Origin of the sequence: Streptomyces umbrinus (genome assembly GCF_030817415.1) — a bacterium.
Lineage (GTDB): Bacteria > Actinomycetota > Actinomycetes > Streptomycetales > Streptomycetaceae > Streptomyces > Streptomyces umbrinus_A.
In genome coordinates, this window is record NZ_JAUSZI010000002.1 from 2,994,755 (window position 1) to 3,013,190 (window position 18,436).

General features: G+C 69.8%; 18 protein-coding genes and 2 pseudogenes. 10 read left to right on the top strand and 10 right to left on the bottom strand.

Features of this window, described 5'->3' with window-relative positions; translation table 11 throughout:
* Positions 1-127: 127 nt before the first annotated feature.
* Genes QF035_RS13240 through QF035_RS13260 form a run of 5 tightly spaced genes read left to right on the top strand, consistent with a single transcriptional unit; the run spans position 128 to position 6,045 of the window.
* Positions 128-1,438: a macrolide family glycosyltransferase gene (locus QF035_RS13240; protein ID WP_307520419.1), complete on the top strand. Its 1,311-nt coding sequence runs from the start codon at positions 128-130 to the stop codon at positions 1,436-1,438.
* Positions 1,435-2,322, top strand: coding sequence for a glucose-1-phosphate thymidylyltransferase RfbA (gene rfbA, locus QF035_RS13245; protein ID WP_307520420.1), 888 nt, complete (start codon positions 1,435-1,437; stop codon positions 2,320-2,322). The genes QF035_RS13240 and rfbA overlap by 4 nt, the downstream gene beginning before the upstream one ends.
* Complete coding sequence (locus QF035_RS13250) at positions 2,319-3,536, top strand: macrolide family glycosyltransferase (protein WP_307520421.1); 1,218 nt, start codon at positions 2,319-2,321, stop codon at positions 3,534-3,536. Before rfbA ends, QF035_RS13250 begins: the two co-directional genes overlap by 4 nt.
* Positions 3,533-4,777: a macrolide family glycosyltransferase gene (locus tag QF035_RS13255; RefSeq protein WP_307520422.1), complete on the top strand. Its 1,245-nt coding sequence runs from the start codon at positions 3,533-3,535 to the stop codon at positions 4,775-4,777. The genes QF035_RS13250 and QF035_RS13255 overlap by 4 nt, the downstream gene beginning before the upstream one ends.
* The gene (locus QF035_RS13260; RefSeq protein ID WP_307520423.1) at positions 4,774-6,045 is read left to right on the top strand and encodes a cytochrome P450; all 1,272 of its coding nucleotides are present in this window, start codon (positions 4,774-4,776) and stop codon (positions 6,043-6,045) included. Before QF035_RS13255 ends, QF035_RS13260 begins: the two co-directional genes overlap by 4 nt.
* A gap of 80 nt (positions 6,046-6,125) precedes the next feature.
* Here QF035_RS13260 and rfbB read toward each other — a convergent pair whose 3' ends face one another.
* Genes rfbB through mqnE form a run of 5 tightly spaced genes read right to left on the bottom strand, consistent with a single transcriptional unit; the run spans position 6,126 to position 10,776 of the window.
* On the bottom strand, positions 6,126-7,103 hold the full coding sequence (rfbB, locus tag QF035_RS13265) for a dTDP-glucose 4,6-dehydratase (RefSeq protein ID WP_307520424.1): 978 nt from the start codon (positions 7,101-7,103) through the stop codon (positions 6,126-6,128).
* 15 nt (positions 7,104-7,118) lie between these two features.
* Positions 7,119-8,324: a cyclic dehypoxanthinyl futalosine synthase gene (gene mqnC / locus QF035_RS13270; RefSeq protein ID WP_307520425.1), complete on the bottom strand. Its 1,206-nt coding sequence runs from the start codon at positions 8,322-8,324 to the stop codon at positions 7,119-7,121.
* 43 nt (positions 8,325-8,367) lie between these two features.
* On the bottom strand, positions 8,368-9,273 hold the full coding sequence (locus QF035_RS13275; protein WP_307520426.1) for a menaquinone biosynthetic enzyme MqnA/MqnD family protein: 906 nt from the start codon (positions 9,271-9,273) through the stop codon (positions 8,368-8,370).
* A complete protein-coding gene (locus QF035_RS13280; protein ID WP_307520427.1) occupies positions 9,273-9,566 on the bottom strand; it encodes a ferredoxin in 294 nt (97 codons plus the stop codon). The genes QF035_RS13275 and QF035_RS13280 overlap by 1 nt, the downstream gene beginning before the upstream one ends.
* A 43-nt stretch (positions 9,567-9,609) precedes the next feature.
* Entirely contained in the window at positions 9,610-10,776 is a 1,167-nt protein-coding gene (gene mqnE / locus QF035_RS13285; protein WP_307520429.1) for an aminofutalosine synthase MqnE, read from the bottom strand.
* Positions 10,777-11,042: 266 nt separating this feature from the next.
* On the opposite strand from mqnE, the pseudogene QF035_RS13290 reads away from it, so the two are divergent.
* Together QF035_RS13290 and QF035_RS13295 are read left to right on the top strand one after the other, a co-directional pair.
* Positions 11,043-11,750: pseudogene (locus QF035_RS13290) on the top strand (DUF6069 family protein); the annotation flags it as partial.
* Between the two features lie 70 nt (positions 11,751-11,820).
* The gene (locus QF035_RS13295; RefSeq protein ID WP_307520430.1) at positions 11,821-12,066 is read left to right on the top strand and encodes a hypothetical protein; all 246 of its coding nucleotides are present in this window, start codon (positions 11,821-11,823) and stop codon (positions 12,064-12,066) included.
* Positions 12,067-12,125: 59 nt separating this feature from the next.
* On the opposite strand, the gene QF035_RS13300 is transcribed toward QF035_RS13295, so the two are convergent.
* From QF035_RS13300 to QF035_RS13315, 4 genes are read right to left on the bottom strand one after another with little or no spacing between them, the layout of a single operon-like run.
* A complete protein-coding gene (locus QF035_RS13300; RefSeq protein WP_307520431.1) occupies positions 12,126-12,275 on the bottom strand; it encodes a hypothetical protein in 150 nt (49 codons plus the stop codon).
* Complete coding sequence (locus tag QF035_RS13305; protein WP_307520432.1) at positions 12,272-12,751, bottom strand: thiamine pyrophosphate-dependent enzyme; 480 nt, start codon at positions 12,749-12,751, stop codon at positions 12,272-12,274. The genes QF035_RS13300 and QF035_RS13305 overlap by 4 nt, the downstream gene beginning before the upstream one ends.
* Before the next feature lie 50 nt (positions 12,752-12,801).
* On the bottom strand, positions 12,802-13,419 hold the full coding sequence (locus QF035_RS13310) for a hypothetical protein (RefSeq protein WP_307520433.1): 618 nt from the start codon (positions 13,417-13,419) through the stop codon (positions 12,802-12,804).
* Between the two features lie 23 nt (positions 13,420-13,442).
* Complete coding sequence (locus QF035_RS13315) at positions 13,443-13,904, bottom strand: thiamine pyrophosphate-binding protein (protein ID WP_307520434.1); 462 nt, start codon at positions 13,902-13,904, stop codon at positions 13,443-13,445.
* Positions 13,905-14,226: 322 nt separating this feature from the next.
* On the opposite strand from QF035_RS13315, the gene QF035_RS13320 reads away from it, so the two are divergent.
* Together QF035_RS13320 and QF035_RS13325 are read left to right on the top strand one after the other, a co-directional pair.
* Entirely contained in the window at positions 14,227-15,789 is a 1,563-nt protein-coding gene (locus tag QF035_RS13320) for an acyl-CoA carboxylase subunit beta (protein ID WP_307520436.1), read from the top strand.
* Between the two features lie 73 nt (positions 15,790-15,862).
* Positions 15,863-16,645 (top strand): futalosine hydrolase, encoded by a 783-nt coding sequence (locus QF035_RS13325; RefSeq protein ID WP_373466946.1) that lies wholly within the window; start codon positions 15,863-15,865, stop codon positions 16,643-16,645.
* A gap of 468 nt (positions 16,646-17,113) precedes the next feature.
* Here QF035_RS13325 and QF035_RS56270 read toward each other — a convergent pair.
* Positions 17,114-17,224: pseudogene (locus QF035_RS56270) on the bottom strand (HipA family kinase); the annotation flags it as partial.
* Between the two features lie 217 nt (positions 17,225-17,441).
* On the opposite strand from QF035_RS56270, the gene QF035_RS13330 reads away from it, so the two are divergent.
* Positions 17,442-18,305, top strand: coding sequence for a calcium-binding protein (locus QF035_RS13330; protein ID WP_307520437.1), 864 nt, complete (start codon positions 17,442-17,444; stop codon positions 18,303-18,305).
* Positions 18,306-18,436: the final 131 nt, after the last annotated feature.

Consider the following 18,436-nt stretch of genomic DNA (forward strand, 5'->3'; position numbering starts at 1 on the left):
AATCCATCGGCGACCAGCTTGGTCAACACGCTCCAGTGGGAGCCCTAGTCTTTTGCGGTCCAGTGGGAGCCCTAGTCTTGGCGGCGCGCGCTCGATGCGGCCTCACCCGCGTGTACATACTCGCGCCGTGAATGGACGACCGGCCCAGGACGGATCACCGCACCGACACCGCTACGAGCGATACGGCGAACACGGCGGCCACATCGGTGTCTTCACCTTCCCCGCGTACGCGCACATCGCGCCCGCCGTGCCGATGCTGGCCGAGCTGGTGCGGCGCGGACACCGGGTCAGCTGCTTCGTCACGGAGCGCTTCGCCGAGCTGGTCCGGGGCGCCGGAGCGCAACCCGCCGTCTACCCGTCCGGCTTCCCGTGGGCCACCGGCCCCTCCGGATCGGCGCTGGAGAACATCCTCGACTTCTTCGAGGAGGCGATCGCCCCGCTGGCGACGGCGATGGCCCACTTCGACGGCGACCGCCCGGACCTCGTCGCCCACGACCTGGCGGCCTCCGAAACGGCCCGGCTGCTGGCCCGCGCCTGGGACGTCCCGGTGGTGCAGCTGTGCCCGACCATCGCCTCCAGCCCGGGGTTCTCGATGGGCGAGCGGCAGGGACGGGAGGCCTCGGGGCCGCCGCCGGAGCCGATCGACCCGCAGGACCCGGCGATCGCCGCGTTCGTCGCGCGCAGGACGGGACTGCTCGCGGGGCACGGCCTCGACGGAGGCCCGCTGGACGGATTCGGCGCGGAGCACGGCGACAACATCGTCTTCCTGCCGAAGGCGTTCCAGATCGCCCCGGAGACCTTCGACGACCGGTTCGCGTTCATCGGCCCGTGCCTGGACGACACCCCGGTCCCGGACGGCTGGCGGCCGCCGGAGGGCCGCCGGGTGCTGCTGTTGTCCCTCGGCAGCTCGTACACCCCCGACCAGGCGGACTTCCTGCGCTTCTGCGTCCGGGCGCTCGCCGACTCGCCGTGGCACGTCGTGGTGACCCTCGGCCACCGCGTCACCGCCGACGAGCTCGGTCCACTGCCCGGCAACGTCGAGGCCCACCCGTGGCTGCGCCACCCCGAAGTCCTGCGGCACGCCTCCGCGTTCGTCACGCACGCCGGAATGGGCAGCGTCATGGAGTCCCTCTCCTACGAGGTCCCCATGGTGCTCGTGCCGTACCACATCGACCAGCGGGTCATCGCCCGGCAGGCGGCGGATCTCGATCTGGGGCGGGTTCTGTTCCGGGAAGCTGCAGACGCGGAAACGCTGCGCGCGACCGTCGACGAGGTCGCCTCCAGCCCCCGTATCGCGGCCGCCGTGGCCGAGATGCGCCGACAGGTGCACGAGGCGGGTGGCGCCTTGCGCGGCGCCGATGTCGTCGAGTCCCTGATGCGTCGTCCCGCACGTCCACGCACCCTCAACGCGCCACCTACGGAAGTGACTCACCCATGAAGGGCATCATCCTCGCCGGGGGCGCCGGATCGCGCCTGCATCCCGTGACCCTCGCCGTCTCCAAACAGCTACTCCCCGTCTACAACAAGCCCATGATCTACTACCCGCTGTCCGTGCTCATGCTCGCGGACATCCGGGACATCCTCATCATCTCCACGGCCGAGGACCAGCCGCTGTTCCAGCGCCTGCTCGGCGACGGCTCCGAACTGGGACTGCGGCTCACCTATGCCGTCCAGCCGGAACCGGGTGGCCTGCCCGAGGCGTTCATCATCGGCGCGGACTTCGTCGGCGACGACTCCATCGCGCTGATCCTCGGCGACAACATCTTCTACGGCCCCGGCATGTCCGACTTCCTGCGCGAGAGCCGCAGCAGCCTGGACGGCTGCGTCCTGTTCGGCTACCGCGTCTCCGACCCGGAGCGCTACGGCGTCGGCGAGGTCGACGAGCAGGGCCGGCTGATCGGCATCGAGGAGAAGCCGGCCCGGCCGCGCACCAACCGCGCCATCACGGGCCTGTACCTCTTCGACAACCGCGCGCTCGACATCGCCAAGAACCTCACCCCGTCGGCGCGCGGGGAGCTGGAGATCACTGACGTCATCCGGCCCTACCAGCGCGAGGGCAAGGCCAAGGTGATCGACCTCGGCCGCGGATTCGCCTGGCTGGACACCGGCACCCACGACTCGCTCATCGACGCCGGCCAGTACGTCCAGGTGCTGGAGCGGCGGCAGGGCGTGCGCATCGCCTGCATCGAGGAGATCGCCCTGCGCCGCGGCTTCATCGATGCCGAGGCCTGCCACCGGCGCGGCGCACGGCTGCCCAAGTCCGGATACGGCGAGTACGTGATGGACATCGCCAAGAAGCAGATGGAGATGGGACTCCGATGACCCGCCGGCACATCGCATTTTTCAACTACGCGGCCCACGGTCATGTGAACCCGACCCTGCCAGTCGTCGCCGAACTGGTCCGCCGCGGCCACCGGGTGACGTACGTGGTCGCCTCGCAGTTCGAGGACGTGGTCGCCGCGACCGGCGCCGAGGTGATCGCGTACGAGTCCGTCGTGCCGAAGTCCTGGAACACGGTGGCCATCCCGGCGAAGGTCACCGGGAACGACATGGCCGAGGCAGCGGTGGTCCACCTCTCCGAGGCGTTCGGGCCGCTGGCCGAGGTGGAGAAGCGGCTGGGCGACGACCGGCCGGACGTGATGGTGTACGACGCGTTCGGCTATGCGTCAGGGCGCCTGCTGGCGCGCAAGTGGCAGCTTCCCTCGGTGCTCACGGCGACGACGTTCGTGGTCAGCGAGACCTGCAACCCGTACGCCTCACTTGCCGCGGTCATGACTCCGCCCGACCCCGACCACCCGGCCCTGGCCAAGTACAGGGACCTGCTGCGCGACACGCTGGACGCGCACGGACTCGGCGATCTGTCGAACGAGGAGTTCACCGACGCCGCCGAGGAACGGACCATCGCCTTCGTGGCGCCCGAGTTCCAGCCGGGCGTCGAGACGTTCGACGAGCGGCACGTCTTCGTCGGACCGTGCATCGGCGAGCGGGCCCTGCAGGGCGAGTGGCGGCGTCCCGACGACGGACGCCCGGTGGTGCTCGTCGCCCTCGGCAGCTTCGGGTACGAGAACCAGGCGGCCTTCTACCGCGACGCGCTCGTCGCGCTGGCCGACCTGCCCCGGCACGTCGTGATGTCGCTCGGTGGCCTGGTCACCCCCGACGACCTCGGCCCGCTCCCGGCGAACGTCGAGGCCCACCCCTGGGTGCCGCAGTTGTCGGTCCTGGAGCACGCCTCGGCCTTCGTCTCGCACGCCGGCATGGGCAGCACCATGGAGTCGCTCTCATTCGGCGTCCCGCCGGTCGTGGTGCCCCGCACCGGCGAACAGGACCTGGTCGCCGCACGGGTGGCCGAGTTGGGCCTGGGCCGCGCCATCGCGCCCACCGAGCTGACCGCCGAAAGGCTGCGGGCCGCGGTGCTCGGCCTCGACGAGGACGAGGCGACCCGGGGCCGGGTGAGGGAGTTGTCGGCGAGCATCGCGGCACGGCGCGGGCCCGCGCTCGCCGCCGACACGATCGAGACCCGGTCGGCCGCATCATGACCGACGCGTCCCACCGACAACTGCCGGGGCGGCTCGGGCACTTCGCCTTCCTGCCGTACCCCGCCTACGGACACATGGTGCCGGTGCTCCCGGTGGTCGCCGAACTCGTCGCGCGCGGCCACCGGGTGACCTGCTTCACCACCGAGGAGTTCATGGAGCGGGTCCACGCGACGGGCGCCGACGCACGCCCTTACGACCCGCCGCTCTCTTCCGACCCTCCGCCGGACCTCATCGACGCCGACGAGTGCGCGCGAGCCCCGCTGAAGCTGCTCGACGCGAGTACCGCCGTGCTCCCGGCGATCGAGTCCTGCTTCGCGGACGGGCCGCCGGACGCGGTCGTGTACGACACCACGCTGTGGCTGACCGGGCGTCTGCTGGCCGCGCGCTGGGGGCGCCCGAGCGTCCAGCTGTCGCCGACGTTCATCTCCAACGAGCACTTCAACCTTTCCGAGCGGCACCAGGAGTTCGCCGGGCAGATCGATCCGGCGCATCCCGCGATCGTGGAGTTCGCGAAACGACTCACCGAGATCGTGACCGGCAGCGGCCTGGCCGAGGAACAACAGGACGAACTGTTCTACGGGCACGAGGAGTTCACGGTCGCGTTCGTGCCGAAGGCGTTCCAGTTCGCCGGTGACACGTTCGACGAGCGGCATGTCTTCGTGGGGCCGACGGCCGCGGCGGGCGAGGACGAGGCGTGGCGGCCTCCGTCCGACGGCAGGCCGGTGCTGCTGGTCTCGCTGGGCACCACCGTGAACAACCGGCCGGACTTCTTCCGCCAGTGCGTGGCGGCCTTCGCCGATCTGCCGTGGCACATCGTGCTCGCGCTCGGCAAGCGGGTCTCCCCCGCCGAGCTGGGCCCCCTGCCGCCCCATGTGGAGGCACACCCTTGGGTCGCGCTGAGCGCGGTCCTCCCGCACACCTCGGTCTTCCTGTGCCAGTCGGGCATGGGCAGCATCCTGGAAGGGCTGCGGGCCGGTGTGCCCATGGTCGTCGTCCCGCACCACCCCGAACAGCACGTCAACGCGGCTCGGCTGACCGAACTGGGCCTGGCCCGGGTGGTGCAGCGGGAGGAGGCGTCCGTCGAGGCCCTGCGCGGGGCCGTGCTGAACGTCGCGGACGACACCGCGATGCGCGAGCGCGTCGCGGTCTTGCGACGGCACGTCCGCTCGGCCGGCGGGGCGGCACGAGCAGCCGACGCGATCGAACGACGGCTACGCGCCGCGTCCTTGGAGGTGTCATGACCCAGCCCGATACCCAGCCCGATGCGCAGCCCCGTGCAGAGGCACAGGAAGGCCCGGCCGCGCCGGTCACGCTGCCGGTGGCACGCGACTCTCCCTTCGATCCGCCGCCCGAGTACACGGCACTGCGCGAGAGGTGCCCGGTCTCGCCGCTGGAGCTGACCGTCGGGCCGGGCGGGGACACGGGCTGGTTGGTCACCCGGCTCGCGGATGCGCGGGCGGTGCTGAGCGACCGCCGGTTCAGCCATCGCAACGAGCTGATCAGCCTGCCCATCCCGCCGCCCTTCCCGATGGCCGAGTACGCTCCGCCACCCGCCGCGCCCGGCGCCTTCATCAAGATGGACCAGCCCGACCACTCCAGGTACCGGCGGTTCCTGACCCGCCGGTTCACCATGCGCGCGATCGCCGAACTGACCCCGATGATCACCCGGCTGACCGCGGAACACCTCGACGCGATGGCCCGCTCCGAGCGTCCGGTGGACCTCGTCACCGCTTTCGCCGAGCCGCTCCCGGTCCAGGTGATGTGCGAGATGCTCGGCGTGCCCGGCTCCGTACACGAACCCCTCGCCCGGCACTTGGCGGTGCTGTCCCGGATGTCCTACGGCGTCGAGGAGTTGATCACCGCCTGCACGGAGATCGCCGAGGCGCTGCGGGACCTGGTCTCGGCGAAGCACGAGAAGCCCGGCACGGACCTGCTGAGCGACCTCGCCCGGGGCGGCGAACTCACCGACGAGGAGGTCGTGAACATCGCCTGGGCGCTGCTCGGCGGCGGCTTCGACACGACCGCGAACATGATCGCCCTGGGCGCGTTCGCGCTCCTCGCCCACCCCGAGCAGCTCGCCGCCCTGCGCGCCCGCCCCGAACTGGCCGACAACGCGGTCGAGGAGCTGCTGCGCTACCTCACCATCTCGCACCTCGGGGCGAGCCGCGCCGCCCTGGCGGACGTCGAGCTGAACGGCGCCCAGATCAAGGCGGGCGACACCGTCGTGGTGGCGCTGCCGGCCGCGAACCGGGACCCCGCGCACTTCGGCGCCCCGGACCGCCTGGACATCACCGCCTCCACCCAGGGCCATGTGGCCTTCGGACACGGCGAGCACCAGTGCATCGGCCAGCACCTGGCGCGCAGCGTGCTGCGCATCGCGCTGCCGGCGCTGTTCGACCGCTTCCCGGACCTGCGCCTGGTCACCGCCCCCGAGGAGGTCCCTCTGCGCTCGGACATGCTCCACTACGGCGTGCACGAACTGCCGGTCACCTGGGACACCGACGACTGACCTCGCCCCGGCACGCAACGTGCCGTGGTGGCCGCCGGATCCCGGGATCCGGCGGCCACCACGGCGATTTTTCGCCTCCGTCAGCGGTTGTCCGCCGACCACCACCGGGGATGGTCGCGGTACCACTCCACTGTGCTCCGCAGTCCGTCGGTGAACTCGATCGCCGGGCTGAAGCCGAGCTTCGTGATCTTGCCGAAGTCCAGGGAGTACCGCAGGTCGTGCCCCTTGCGGTCGGCGACCTGGTGGATCAGCGCCGGGTCGGCGTCGCACAACTCGACGAGCCGCCGCGCGATCGAGGCGTTGGTCACCTCGACCCCGCTGCCGATGTTGTAGATCTCGCCCGGCGCTCCCGACGTGAGCACGAGTTGGAGCGCCGCGCAGTGGTCGGCGACGTGCAGCCACTCGCGGACGTTGCGGCCGTCGCCGTAGAGCGGCACGGGCCTGCCGCGCAGCAGGTTGGTGATGAACAGCGGGATGAGTTTCTCGGTGTTCTGGTACGGGCCGTAGTTGTTGGAGCAGCGGGTGATTCGCACGTCCAGGCCGTGGGTGCGCCAGGCGGCCCGGGCGACCACGTCGCTGCCCGCCTTGGACGCCGAATACGGGGAGTTCGGCAGCAGTGGCCACCCCTCGTCCCACGAACCGGACTCGATCGAGCCGTACACCTCGTCGGTGGACACGCACAGCACCACCCCCACGTCGTGCCGCACACAGCTGTCCAGGAGCTGCTGGGTGCCGAGCACGTTCGTCGAGGCGAACGGCACCGCGCCCACCAGCGATCGGTCCACGTGCGACTCGGCCGCGAAGTGCACCACCACGTCATGGCCGGGCAGCACCCTCGCGAGCGCGTCGGCGTCGCGGATGTCGCCCTGCACGAACGTGAGCCGCTCGTGCCCGAGCGGCAGGTTCGCCGTGTTGCCCGCATAGGTGAGCAGGTCGAACACGGTGACCTCGGCCTCTGCCCACTCTGATGCCGCGGATCCGGCATACTCGCCGGCGAGCAACGCGCGCACGTAGTGGGAGCCGATGAAGCCCGCCCCGCCTGTGACAAAGACCTTCACGTCGACCGTGTCCCCTCAGCTGACCGGCAGGACCGGGAGCGAGCGGCGGCGCGCGCCGTCGCCGGGGTCCGCGGTCGAGGACAGGTGCGAGACGACCCGCTCCTCGACGGGGTCGTTCGCCGGGTCGTCGTGCACCCGGAGGATGTCGTACGTAGTGCTGCGCTGGGCCGGCACACGATCGGCGCCCCGGATCAGTTCGATCAGTTCGGGCAGGTTCGAGCGGTGCTTTGCCCCGGCCGAGGAGACGACGTTCTCCTCCAGCATCACCGAGCCGAGGTCGTCGGCGCCGTAGTGGAGCGTCAGCTGGCCCATCGCCTTGCCGGTGGTCAGCCACGAGCCCTGGATGTGCGCCACGTTGTCGAGGAAGAGGCGCGCGATGGCGATCATGCGGAGGTACTCCAGCGGCGTCGCCTGCGTCTGCCCCTTCAGCTTGTTGTTCTCCGGCTGGTACGTGTAGGGGATGAAGGCCCGGAAGCCGCCGGTGCGGTCCTGGACGTCACGGATCATCCGCAGGTGCTCGATGCGCTCGACGTTGGTCTCGCCGGTGCCCATCAGCATCGTGGTGGTGGACTCCAGGCCCAGCCCGTGCGCGATCTCCATGATCTCCAGCCAGCGCTCGCCCGACTCCTTGAGCGGGGCGATGGCGTTGCGGGCCCGGGCGGGCAGCAGTTCGGCACCGGCGCCGGCGAACGAGTCGAGACCGGCGTCCCGGATCCGGCCTATCGCCTCGTCGACCGAGACTCCGGAGACCTTCGCCATGTGCTCCACCTCGGAGGCACCGAGCGAGTGGATCACGAGCTCCGGGAATCGCTCCTTGATCGCGCGGAACATGTCCTCGTAGTACTGGACGCCGTAGTCGGGGTGGTGTCCGCCCTGGAACATGATCTGCGTTCCACCGAGTTCCACGGTCTCCGCGCAGCGGCGCAGGATGTCGTCGAGATCGCGCGTCCAGCCCTTCTCCGTGTCCTTGGGTGCGGCGTAGAAGGCGCAGAACTTGCAGGCGGTCACACACACGTTGGTGTAGTTGATGTTCCGCTCGATGATGTACGTCGCCAGGGCGTGTGTGTCGGCGTAGCGGCGGCGGCGTGCGGCGTCCGCGGCCTGGCCGAGCGCGTGCAGCGGCGCGTCGCGGTAGAGCTCCAGTGCCTCTTCGGGCGTGAGACGGCCTCCGGTGGCGGCGCGGTCCAGAGCAGCGGTGAGATGACTCGTCGGGTTGGCCACGTCGGGCCACCTTTCTCTCTTTGGTCGTTGGAGGCTCGCGGCGCTAGCCCGCTTGCTCGGTGTCCAACAGGCGAATCCGTACGTCCGGCGGGAAGCCGGCATCGACGCCGCCAACCCGGCGGGCGAACTCGCGGAGACCGGCGAGCTGCCGTTCGCCCAGACTGAAGTCGAGCGCGGACAGGTAATAGCGCTTCAACGTGGCGGCGTCGAACTCCGCCCAGCGGGCGGCCTTGTGGCACACCTCGTCGATCTCGTCGAGGAAGAGCTCACGCGAGGCGAGGAATGCGGAGTGCACTTCGCGGACGAGGTCGGCATGCTCGGCAAGGAAGGTGCGGCGGGCCGCGAACACGGCGAAGACGAAGGGCAGTCCGGTCCACTTCCGCCACATCTCGGCCAGGTCGTACACCTCGAACCCGAGCGTGTCGGCTTCCAGCAGCGAGGCGCGCAGTGCGGCGTCGCCGATCACCACGGCCGCCGGTGCGTCCGCCAGCATGGTGGGCAGGTCCGGCGGACACGTGAAGTACTGCGGCCGCACACCGATCTCGTCGGTGAGCAGCAGTTCGGCGAGGCGTACGGAGGTGCGGCTGGTGGTGGTGCAGGCGAGCGGGACGCCGTCGAGCTCCGCGAGCGGCACCTTGCTCACGAGCAGGCAGGACATCACGGGCCCGTCCGCGCCCACCGCGATGTCGGGCAGGACCACCAGGTCGTCGGCGTGGCGCAGGTACTCCATGACGCTGATCGGGCCGATGTCCAGCTCGCCGGAGACCAGTGCGTCGCTCAGCCGCTCCGGGGTGTCCCGGCACAGGTCGAGGTCGAGCAGACTGCCCGTGCGAGCCAGGCCCCAGAAGAGCGGAAGGCAGTTGAGGAAGTCGATGTGGCCGACGCGCGGCCGGCTGACCGCCGTCCGGCGGCCGTCGTGGGCGCTCCGCGGCCCGGTGATCGCCGTCATCAGTCGTCGGCCGCGTCCGGTCCGAAGACCTCGATGCCGTCGTGTGACCGGCGCACGTGGATGCACTCGCCCGGGCACTCCTTCGCGGAGTCGGTGACGTCGCGCAGGGCGATTGTCGGCACGACGACCGTGGCGCCCTCGTCCTGCATCAGCTCGCCGTCCGCGCCCTTGACGTAGGCGAGGCCGTCGACGTCCAGTTCGAAAATGTCGGGCGCGTACTGGCAGCAGATGCCGTCCCCCGTGCACAGATCCTGGTCGATCCAGACCTCTAGAGTCTCGTTCTGCGCGGTCATCGCGCACACCTACCGATCCTTGTCGTGATTGTGGGCATGAGGCTCAGACCCGCATGGGCTGAGGTGACTCCCGGCGGGCCGGGTCCGGGCCCGCGTACTCCCGGATCACCTCGTAGCGCGTGTTGCGCTCCACGGGCTGGAAGCCGGCGTCGCGGATCAGGTCGAGCAGGCCCTCGCGGTCCATCTTGTCCGGGGTGCCGTAGCCGTCCGCGTCATGCGTGATCTTGTACTCGACCACCGAGCCGTCGATGTCGTCGGCGCCGTGGTTGAGCGCGAGCGCCGCGGTGTCCAGGCCGTGCATCACCCAGAAGACCTTCACGTGCGGCACGTTGTCGAAGAGCAGCCGCGAGACGGCGAACGTCTTGAGCGCCTCGGCCGGCGTCGCCATCTTCGTCCTGGCCATCAGCCGGTTGCGCACCACGCCGTCCATCGAGTCGTGGAAGTCGTGCTGGTAGCGCAGCGGGATGAAGACCTGGAAGCCGCCGGTCTCGTCCTGCAGCTCGCGCAGCCTGATCACGTGGTCGACGCGGTGCCGCGGCTCCTCGATGTGCCCGTACAGCATCGTGCACGGCGTCTTGATGCCCTTGGAGTGGGCCAGGCGGTGGATGCGCGACCAGTCTTCCCAGTGGGTCTTGTGGTCGACGATCTGCTTGCGGATCTCCCAGTCGAAGATCTCCGCGCCGCCGCCGGTGAGCGATTCCAGGCCCGCGTCGACGAGTTCGTCGAGGATCTCACTCGCGCTCAGCCCCGATATCTGCTCGAACCAGTGGATCTCGGTGGCGGTGAAGGCCTTGATGGCCACGGTCGGCGGCAGCGCCTCCTTCAGCGCTCGGATGGAGCGCGGGTAGTAGCGCCACGGCAGCGTCGGGTGCAGCCCATTGACCACGTGCAACTCGGTGAGCTGGTCGGACTCCATCTCCTTGGCCAGCTTCACGGCGTCCTCGATGCGCATCGTGTACGCGGCCTTCTCGCCGGGCTTGCGCTGGAAGGAGCAGTACGCGCAGGAGGCCGTGCACACGTTGGTCATGTTGAGGTGGCGGTTGATGTTGAAGTGGACGACGTCGCCGTTCTTGCGCGTCCGCACCTCGTGCGCCAGCCCTCCGAGCCAGGCCAGGTCGTCGCACTCGTAAAGGGCGATGCCGTCCTCACGGCTGAGCCGTTCGCCGGCCGCGACCTTCTGCTCGACCTCGCGTTTCAATCCTGCGTCCACCCGTGCCATCTCCTCTGATTCGTGTCCCCGCCGGGGGAACGGTCTGCTCGGCCACCAGCACAACAGCCCGGGGCAGGCAGCTCCATGCTGAGGGAGGCACCCCTAAGAGATTCCCTACAGCTCCGCCCACGGGGTCCTGGCCCTGCCCACGCCGTCACCTGCTGCCCCTACCGTGAGCCACCGGGAACGTTCGGCACGGGGCACCATCGGCGTAAGGATGTTGACGCCATTCGAGTACGCAGACCGCCACCCCCACACGGCGCACGGCCGGCGGGCGGTTCGTATCCCTCTTGATCGCGACGGGCGCGGCCGTGGCCGTCCGGCTCGTAGCGCACTCCCTCCTCGATATCTCTCTCAGAGCGAAGACGAACGGCGACAAGGTCCAGGAGGTGGGACTGCCCGCGGTCGTCGTCGCGACGCTCGTGGTGGGCCTGGCCGCCTGGGGTCTGCCGGCGCTGCTCGACCAGGCGACCGCGGCCGCGCACACCGCGTGGGCAGCGATCGCCTCGGTCGTGTTCCTCCTGTCCCTCCTCGGCCCGGCCGGTGCCGAGGGCACCTCGACCAAGGCCCCCTTGGCGTGCATGCACCTCGTGGTCGCGCTGGTGCTCATTCCCGGGTTGGGTTCGCCCGTACCGCACGCAGGAGTTGAGGGCATGGCGACCGCATTGAGCCTGCGCAAGCGGGGCGGGACCTTTGTCCTCGACGGGTCCGGCACGCCCACCGCGTCGCTGGAGTTCGGCCGGGGCATGCGCACCGGCACGATCACCGTGGGCGGCGAGGCGCTGCCGATCCAGGCCGACGCCCCCCCGGCGGTCCGGTGTCACGCTCGGCGGCGACACCCAGGTCCTGCGGCTCGGCCCCCCGTCATGTTTTCCGCGGTCCTGCAAGAGGGCCGCTGGCCTCCGGGCCCGGCATGGCTGTGTCCCCCTGTCGAACAGACGACCTGGGGGGGTTGCCTTCAATGGTTCCTGTGACACCTGGGCGCCTTGACGAAAGACATGGAGGCACCCCCACGAGTCGTACGTTCCCGGCAGCTCGCGGCCGGTGCGCCGGCACCTGGCCCGCGGTTTCCTCGACGGCTACCTCGTGTCCCTGGTCCGGGGCTCCGACCTGATCGAGTTCTCCCTGCCGAGATTCCGTGGCAAGTCCGTCCAGGTAGCGGTCGGCGGTGACTGGGACCACCTGGAACTGATCCGGCTCGCCGGCTGCTTCGCGCTGCTGTCCCTTCGGCGGGGAGACGCCTACCGCTCGACGGCCGTGGTAGGCGCCATCGGCCCGCACGCCCGCTGAGTCACGCTTTCGGCAACGGTCTTCGAGCGCCTCGCAGTCCGCGAGGCGCTCGAAGACCGTCAGTGGGCGGGCGCTGCGGCCACGCTCGCGTGGAGCACGTCGACGATGCGGTCCACCTGGTGTGCGGTCACGACCAGCGGTGGGGCGGCCGCGAGCAGGAACGGCACGAAGGGCGGTGTTTCGTACGGGTCGCACTCCACGCAGATCACTGCCGGTCCGGCACCGGAGTCCGTCTCGGCGAGCGCCTCGCGGAGTTCGCCGGGCGTGCTCGCCGAGGGCGTTGAGTGTGGGGAACATGGCCCCGGCACCGGCCGCGATGTCGGCCGGGCCGGAAAGTGTTGTACGTGTAGTCGGCCGCGTACAGCAGTTGCTCAGGCAGGACGCACATCGCGTGGGCGTTGTTGTTGAAGATGACGAAGGTGACCGGCAGGTCGTGCTCGACGGCTGTGTGCACCTCCATGCCGTGGGCGTAGAAGCCCCCGTCGCCGGAGAGCACGTAGCTGCGTCGGCCGGTGGCGAACGCGGCCCCGATCCCGGCGCCGAAGCTGTGTCCCATCCCGCCCGTGCCGAGAGCGAGGATGAAGTGTCCACGGCAGGGTATCGCCGGATGGCGAATGGCTGCCGCGCTCGCGTTGCCCGCCTCGGACACGACGGTGGCATCGTCGGGAAGCGCGGATTGGATCACCCGAACCGCGTCGGCGAGCAGCACACCGGAGGTGCCCGACCGCGGCGCCGTCAGGTACTCCAGCCTTCCGGCGGCACCCCGGCCGGTGCCGGGCGGTCCGTCAGTGCGGCCAACAGGTCGACCGCCGCGTGCAGTTCGGCCCGCAGGTCGCCGTCGACGTGCAGGACGGGCGGGCCGTCGTACGCCGGACTCCCGAAGGGCGGCTCGGGGTCGTAGCCGATCAACGGGGTGTCCCGGAGCTCTTCTTCCAGCCCGGTCCGGGCCATCACCGGCAGCCGGGTGCCCACGAGCACGCAGATCTCCGCCTTCTCCAGGCAGCGCAGCACCGTGGGGTGTCCGATCGCGCCGGCCACTCCGGCGAGGCGCGGGTCGCGGTTGTCGAAGGCGTCCTTAACCTCGGGTGTCACCACAACTGCGGCCCTCAGCCTGCGGGCCAGTCGAGCGAGTTCGGCGCGGGCGTCGCGACGTCCGACGCCGTCCCCCGCGATGAGCAGGATGTCCGCTCCGCGCGCGACGGTGTCGGCGAGCAGGTCGGCCGCGGCGCGCCTGTTGGCCGCGGCCGGTGCCGTCCCGGTCTCGGGCAGCAGCTCGGCGAGGTCGGACAGCGCGTCCACGGGTGCCTGCTGGACGTCCTTGGGCAGCAGCAGGACGGGGCAGGGCCCTGGCACCCTGCCTGCATGGCGGCCACCGCTCAGGTGAGCAGCTTGTCGATGTCCTGCGGATCGTCAGCCCGGGCGCAGAAACTCGAGATGGGGCGGAAGAGCTCGACCGCGTCGAAGGCGCCGACGCGACCGCTGGAGTCCTGGAAGGCACCGCGGCCCTCCAGGCCCGGGGCGGCTGACTGATCAGGGCAAGCAGCGGGATGCGGGCGGCGTGGGCCTCTGCAAGACCCCGGGACCAGGTTCATCGCGTCGGCGCCCGAGGTGGCCATGACCACCCCCGGTATTCCGGAGGTCCGGTGGTATCCCTCGGCCATGGTCACGGCCGAGAACTCGTGTTTGGCGACGACCGCCCTGACCCCTCCGCCCGTTGATTGCGCGGCGTCGTAGATGTCCTCGATATTCGCGCCGCCGACTCCGAAGAGGTGGTCGATGCCCCATGCCGCCAGTGCGGAAATGATGCGGTCGGCGACGCGCGGCTGACCGTTTCGCATGGCTGTCTCCCCCGGGTCCGGTGACCGTGCCCGTAAACGAGTCCTGGAATTTCTTGCGGAATGTTTTCGCGTCGCTGAGACAAATCGGGTGTCTCCGCCGACTCGGCTGGCGGAGACACCCCCCGGCACCGAATCCCGGACGGGGGATCCCGGGATTCGGTGGCCTCGAAGGTCCAGCGGGTCCGGTTGAAAAGGCCGCTGCGGTCACAACGTAGCCCGGGCCGTATCCCGGGACTCCCGTTCTGCACGCCGACTGGAACCTTCACTAGTCTTCGTGCCGGGGTACGAGCCCTGCCGGAAATTCGGTGCCCACACTTCCGGCATGAGACCAGTCCAGCAGGCGGGTGCGCGAGCAGCGGAGCTGGCCGCGTTGCGGGAGCAGATCCGGCGCGGGCCCAGCGCCAAGGCCACCGAAGCCCAGCGGGCGAAGGGCAAGCTGACCGCCCGTGACCGTCTCCGGCTCCTCTTCGACGAGGGGACCTTCACTGAGATCGAGGAACTGCGCAGACACCGCGCCATGGGCTTCGGACTGGAGAACCGCAGGCCCCACACCGACGGCGTCGTCACCGGCTGGGGTCAGGTGCACGGCCGCAAGGTGTTCGCCTACGCCCACGACTTCCGCATCTTCGGCGGGGCGCTGGGCGAGGCCCACGCCGCGAAGATCCACAAGGTACTGGACCTCGCGCTGGCGACCGGAGCGCCGGTGGTGGGACTCTGCGACGGCGCGGGGGCTCGCATCCAGGAGGGCGTGTCCGCACTCGCCGGATACGGCGGTATCTTCCAGCGCAATGTCCGCTGCTCCGGTGTCATTCCGCAGATCAGTGTGATGCTCGGCCCCTGCGCGGGCGGCGCCGCTTACTCCCCGGCGCTCACGGATTTCGTCTTCATGGTGCGCGGCATCTCACAAATGTTCATCACCGGACCGGACGTGGTCCACGCGGTCACCGGCGAAGTGATGTCCGCGGAGGAACTGGGCGGCGCAAACGTCCATTCCACCGATTCCGGGGTCGCCGCATTCGCCTATGACGACGAGGAAACGTGCCTCGAAGAAGTCCGCTACCTCTTGTCCATGCTGCCCGCGAACAACCGGGAAATGCCCCCCGCCGTACACTGCGACGACTCGCCCGACCGCAGGAACGAAGCCCTCTTCGAATTGGTTCCCGCGAATCCCGCGCACGCCTATGACATGCATGCCGTCATCGCAGAGCTGGCGGATGACGGGGAGTTGTTCGAGACAAGCCCCTCCTGGGCGAGGAACGTGATCTGCGGCCTGGTCCGATTGGGCGGACAAGTCACCGGAATCGTCGCGAACCAGCCCCGGGTTCTGGCGGGTGTGCTCGACATCGAGGCAAGCGACAAGGCCGCTCGTTTCGTCCAGTTCTGCGATTCCTTCAACATCCCGCTGGTGACGCTGGTCGACGTGCCCGGCTTTCTGCCCGGCACGGCACAGGAACACGACGGCATCATCCGGCACGGCGCGAAACTCCTGTACGCCTACTGCAATGCGACCGTGCCGCGGATCCAGCTGATCCTGCGCAAGGCCTACGGCGGTGCCTACATCGTGATGGACTCCCGCTCCATCGGCGCCGATCTCTCCTTCGCCTGGCCCACCAACGAGATCGCCGTGATGGGACCCGAAGGGGCCGCCGACATCGTCTTCCGGCGTGAACTGGCCGCCGCCGAGGACCCCGAGGCTCTGCGCACCCGCCTCGTCAAGGAGTACACGGCTGAACTGATGCACCCGTACTACGCCGCGGAACGCGGTCTGGTCGACGATGTGATCGACCCCGCCGAGACGCGTCAGGTACTCATCCGGTCGCTCGCGATGCTCGCCACCAAGCGGGCCGAGCTGCCCAGTCGCAAGCACGGCAACCCACCCCAGTGAACGCACCACGTCGGCAGGAAGGCTGAACATCGTGCCCCACGGTGCGAACCCGGTACGCCCGGACCAGGAGAACATCGGATCCCCGGTCGCGCGAGGCCGGGAAGAAGGACGCCCGGTCTCCACCGGCCCGCACGTCCTCGTCGTCACCGCTGTGCCTGCGGAACGGGACGCGATCGCAAGTGCCTTCGACGGCCTGCGGCACGAGATCCCGCTCCGCAGCGTAAATCTGCACCGGGTGGCGGCTGCCGACACCACTCTCGACCTGCTGGCCGCCGGGGTCGGCCCCGCGGCGGCGGCCGCCTCGACCGCGACCGCCCTGACCACCGCCGCGCTCACCGGGGCGGCGTACGACCTCGTCCTGTGCGCGGGCATCGGCGGCGGTTTCCAGCCCGCCGCACCGATCGGCTCACTCGTCGTCGCGGACGAGATCGTCGCGGCGGATCTGGGCGCCGAGACGGCCGATGGCTTTGTGCCGGTCAGCGACCTCGGTTTCGCCTCGGTCACGCACCGCCCGGCCCCGGATCTCGTACGACGGGTCGCGGCCGCGACAGGGGCGTCGGCGGGTTCGGTGCTCACCGTCTCCACAGTGACCGGCAGCGCCCGGAGGGCCGCCGAACTGCGCAGCCGGCACCCACGTGCCCTCGCCGAGGCCATGGAGGGGTTCGGCGTCGCCGCGGCGTGCGCCGTGGCCGACTGCCCGGTCCTGGAGATCCGCGCCGTGTCCAACCCCGTCGGACCGCGCAACCGCGCCCTGTGGCACATCGAGGACGCGCTCACCGCCCTGACCAAGGCGTTCGAACTGCTCGCGCCCGCACTGGGACCCCCATCCGCACCCGCTCACACGAGGACCACGTGACCCGCCCGGCAGCACGGGCGTATGGCCACCGGGGTCGCTTACGTCGGTGGCCTGGCGCAGGGCCCGGTTGTGACGGTCCGTCAACTCCATGGCAACGGGCGAGAGATGTATGTCCGCGCGCAGGGTGAGCGTGTACGGCGACCGCTCGACGGTGTCCGTCGGTGCGAGGACGACGGAGAGTCGGGGTGCCGTCGGTACGTCGGCCATCCGCGGCGTGATCCTCAGGTGCCGCCCTCAGGAGCCACACAGAGTAGCTACGGCAGCGCCTTGGCTGAACCAGCCTCGCAGGTCACCGTGTCCGGGCAGCGGCCATCCCCGGGGAGAATCTGGGGAGTATCCGCGGCCCTGGGGAGCGCGTGGGGAGACTCGACTGCGTAACGCGGCACGATCCCGAATGACCCTGAAAGACTCATCCGAGCAGGTCAGAGGCGGAAAACGCCACATCACTGCAGGTCAGCGCCGCCAGGTAGACAACTTCACGACGTAGGTGCCCAGGTCGTCCGCTTCGACGATCCCGGGGACGGAGCCGTCTGCCCGGAGGGGTTCGATGTAGCGAGTCGCGCTAACTTTCCTCAGCATTTTCTCGGGCCACCTGCTTCATTGACCTTGCAATCCATGGACGACCTTGGAGCTGTCAAACAGCGGAAAGTGCCCGGCATGAAGTGAGCATAGTAATCGAGGGCCAGTAATTGGGGGGCGTTCCCCCATGTGCCTCCCGGGTCCTGCGGGCACTGTGAGCAGGTCGATTCACACAACCGAGAGGGATTCCATGGGGAGAAAAGCGTTACTCCGGGTCATGGTGGTCGCGGCGATGGCCGGTTCCGCGGTGACCTTGACCGGAGGGCCGGCGAGCGCGGCCACCGGTGTGTTCAAGAGCGGGACCAACATCGTCGTGAACGCGGCACAGGGCCGCGCGAACAACATCACGGTCAGCCTGTCCGGGAACTTCGTCATCATCCAGGACACCTCCGACACCCTGACCGCCGGTCTCAACTGCACCCTCCTGACCAACGGCACGGTGGCCTGCCCTGTCACCGTCAGCAGCGACACGGTCGTGGTCAGCGCCGGGGACGGTAACGACACCATCACCAAGACCGCCAACGTCCGCAGTGAGCTGAAGGGCGAGTCGGGCAACGACGTCATCAACGGCGGCCCCAGCCCCGGCAGCAACATCCTCAACGGCGGCGCGGGCACCGACACCCTGAACGGCGGCGTCACCTTCGACCTCCTCATCGGCGGCCCCGGTGCCGACCGGCTCAGCGGCGGGGGCGGCACGAGCGACCTCGTCAGCTACCTGGACAGCACCGCCGGCGTGTTCGTCGACATCGACAACGCCGCCGACGACGGCATCGGCGGAGAGGGCGACAACGTCCTCACCGACGTCGAGTTCGTCTACGGCAGCCAGTTCGGCGACACGCTCACCGGGGGCACGGCGGGCGACATCCTGTCCGGCTTCGGGGGCAACGACCTCCTGCTGGGCGGCGCGGGCAACGACACCCTGGTCGGCGGTGCCGGCAGCGACACCCACAACGGCGGCGCCGGCAACGACACCCTCGACGCCGTCGACGGCGTGTTCGGCAACGACTCCCTCAACGGGGGCACCAACACCGACACCTGCACCGCCGACACGAGCGACACGAAGAGCGCCTGCGAGGCCTGACCACCCGCAGCCGTTGACTGCGGGTGGTCAGTGCTGAATCCACAGTCGCTGAATGCACAGTCACTGAATCCGTAGCCGCTGTCGCCTCGTCACTCCGGAGCGCCTGCCGCGAGCCCGGCCCCACCGCTCGC

Coding starts and splice junctions, on each gene's coding strand:
- QF035_RS13255 (WP_307520422.1), top strand. CDS start 3,533: ATGACCGACGCGTCCCACCGACAACTGCCGGGGCGGCTCGGGCACTTC.
- QF035_RS13320 (WP_307520436.1), top strand. CDS start 14,227: ATGAGACCAGTCCAGCAGGCGGGTGCGCGAGCAGCGGAGCTGGCCGCG.
- QF035_RS13280 (WP_307520427.1), bottom strand. CDS start 9,566: ATGACCGCGCAGAACGAGACTCTAGAGGTCTGGATCGACCAGGATCTG.
- QF035_RS13250 (WP_307520421.1), top strand. CDS start 2,319: ATGACCCGCCGGCACATCGCATTTTTCAACTACGCGGCCCACGGTCAT.
- QF035_RS13260 (WP_307520423.1), top strand. CDS start 4,774: ATGACCCAGCCCGATACCCAGCCCGATGCGCAGCCCCGTGCAGAGGCA.
- QF035_RS13315 (WP_307520434.1), bottom strand. CDS start 13,904: ATGCGAAACGGTCAGCCGCGCGTCGCCGACCGCATCATTTCCGCACTG.
- rfbA (WP_307520420.1), top strand. CDS start 1,435: ATGAAGGGCATCATCCTCGCCGGGGGCGCCGGATCGCGCCTGCATCCC.
- QF035_RS13275 (WP_307520426.1), bottom strand. CDS start 9,273: ATGACGGCGATCACCGGGCCGCGGAGCGCCCACGACGGCCGCCGGACG.
- QF035_RS13330 (WP_307520437.1), top strand. CDS start 17,442: ATGGTGGTCGCGGCGATGGCCGGTTCCGCGGTGACCTTGACCGGAGGG.